This is a genomic window from Segatella cerevisiae (assembly GCF_024054555.1).
In the GTDB taxonomy this organism is placed as follows: Bacteria; Bacteroidota; Bacteroidia; order Bacteroidales; family Bacteroidaceae; genus Prevotella; species Prevotella cerevisiae.
On sequence record NZ_JAMXLY010000092.1, the window covers coordinates 1 to 2,699 of the forward strand.

A 2,699-nucleotide genomic window follows, 5' to 3' on the forward strand; every position below is an offset into this window, starting at 1 on the left:
CAATCTGCAGCGTGACGCTCGCCGAGGCGTTACACGACGCCTCTTGCCGCTATGCGCGCTCTCCGTGGATGAGTATATTATTTAAATAAAAGTTAAACATTGTCTAAAATTGGGGTATAGTATAGTGAAGTTCTTCTTATACAGAGTTGCACAAATATATGCATAGGCAAATTATTAAATCTCCAAGATTAATAACTGTGCCAAAAATTGTCCCATTCTCGTCCCTGATAGAAACGAAAAACGCTCGGAAGCTTTTTTAAAAAGCTTTCCGAGCGATTTAGTTGCGGAGGCAGGACTCGAACGTGCGACCTCCAGGTTATGAGCCTGGCGAGCTACCAACTGCTCCACTCCGCGATATTTATTGCGCCTCTTCTCGATTTGCGGTTGCAAAGATACGAAAAAATTGCTTATTACGATACCTTTTCTGTGATTATATCTTAGATTAAGTCTATATTTAACACTCTATAACCTTTCGATTTGATATCATCTTCTTTCAAACAATAATTCCTCTCCAATAGCATCCGCTATGGAAGTTGAACATGATATTTAAAATCGAAAATCAACCAAGACACAAAAAGGGAATAACGATATAATTATAATAAACTCAAGATCTCAAGAAAAGAATATCTATAAAAACGTCAAATTATAAATGGATTGATCGTTCTTTAGAGGGCTTTCATTGCTGCCATTACTTTTTCAAAATAGCGTTGTGTCCGCTTAATACTATAGTGCACGCCACCATTCCACGATCTTATCGCACGCTCCAAATCATTCAAGGGATTATAAAAAGACTGGAATATCAAAAACATCTCTTTCGATTTAGAAACACTCCATCGGTCTCTTAATGAAAATCTTTTCCGACATTTTCTCCTTCTTAAGATACGGTTACAATCTGACACTAAAACCGGAGTAATCTGCATTACTCCTACAGATAAGCCACTTACTGCTTTGGGATTTCCTTTACTTTCTACTTGAATTATCCCATTTATGATTGGTGTCCAATTAAATTTAGCTACACTGTCAGGGATGTCGTCTCCTACAGTATCGATACCCATCACCGGATATTGGGTATCAGCAACATCATTTGAGAATTTAGAATGATTGGCCGTATATGCAAGAACATCTTTCGTTGAACTTCCAGGCTTTAATATCAAAATCGAATCCTCTGATTGAGCAGAGGTAGTTAATGCATTAAACATGAATACACACAAAAAAGCTAAAGCAATATTCTCAATTTTTTTCATCTTAATCTATTTTAGGAACAAGAAAGAAAGGGATATACTTTGGCACAAATAAAATGCCAGAAAGATTACCTTGAATACCTTAGTTCCAATCCTTAATTGGTAGTAATACTTCAAGAACAACAGAAGCTATTATCTAAATCGTACATTTGCAAAGGTACAAAAAAAATGATATAAATGCAAGGAATAATTGGGCTAATCCCCCATTTCGCTGTTAAGAAAGACAAAAAAAATAAACTAGTGATAATTTTAAAAATGATCATAAAATCATATTGTGAAGGGACAAATAGAAGCTCTATTCTATTTAAAGTGAAATATCACTATTACCTAGATAAAATTAATATTATTGATAGAAAAGACACCATCAAGACCCGTTCATTCTTGTTAATGACTAAACAATTTCCATAGGAATTATCCGAAAACAAAAAATATATGAACCAAAATTCTATTTACTAATTACGTCCTTTCCTAAAAACACAAAATACTCAGAACAATAAGAATTGGAAACTATCTTGCAATTGTTTGATAACAAAATACAGAAAACAGAATTGGTGTGGTTATTGAAATTATAAAAGTAGGGTATCCATACTGGGATCACAAAATTCCATCTAGTAACTAGTGCTTATTTCTTATGTGATAAATAGAATCCGCTATAGAGAAATGATGTATATATATAAATCCTTAAAAGAAAGATTTCATGGAGGCTTAAGAATAAAGACATGTTTTCTAAACAGTAGAATAAGCCCTCCCTTTATTGTCCGAAAAGACTAACTTACAAGGATCCAATGTGATTCAAATCATATTGACAATATTAATGCCTACTTATAGTATGTATCAGATTCGCAGTTTACAAAAACAGGAGAACAACGTAAGCGAGAAATTCTAAGGATTCAAAGCTGATTATAAGTATTTATTATTCTAACATAGTAAGCGGACAGGAGGGAAATTCCAAAGATTAATAACTGAGACCAAGATTATGGACTGCCTGGTTTTAGGACTAATTTCAGGGGAGTGTAAGATGTAAAGTTTTTCTTATCTAGAGTTGCACAATTGTTTGCATAGGGATATCGTTAAATCCCCAAGATTAATAACTGTGCCATAATCAAATCCCATATCATCGACGTAATACTATGAGTAATAGAGTAAAATTATCAAATCCACAAGATTAATAACTGAGTTCAAGATTATGGACTGTCCCAAATTACGTTCTTTACACTGAAGCTGTCCCTGTCAAGACCCCTGTGCCCTGACATGAGCCAGGGGCACAAAAAAAAGAGGGCCCCGGAAGCATTCCTGCCTCCGGGGTCCTCATCTTCAGTCCTTCTCTTTTATTTTTAAAAGGAGGCGGCTGCCTACTCTCCCGCATTGCATTGCAGTACCATCGGCGCAAGTGGGCTTAACTTCTCTGTTCGGAATGGGAAGAGGTGGGACACCACCGCTCAAGCCACCTGGTTTGGC

General features: G+C 35.8%; 1 protein-coding gene, 1 tRNA gene and 1 rRNA gene. All 3 read right to left on the bottom strand.

Annotation, left to right across the window (positions count from 1 at the left end):
- Positions 1 to 281 precede the first annotated feature (281 nt).
- Positions 282 to 354 (bottom strand) — tRNA-Met (locus NG821_RS12380).
- A 311-nt stretch (positions 355 to 665) separates the two neighbouring features.
- Positions 666 to 1,055, bottom strand: coding sequence for a lytic transglycosylase domain-containing protein (locus NG821_RS12385; RefSeq protein ID WP_252761969.1), 390 nt, complete (start codon positions 1,053 to 1,055; stop codon positions 666 to 668).
- 1,525 nt (positions 1,056 to 2,580) lie between these two features.
- A 5S ribosomal RNA gene (gene rrf / locus NG821_RS12390) occupies positions 2,581 to 2,693 on the bottom strand.
- Positions 2,694 to 2,699: the final 6 nt, after the last annotated feature.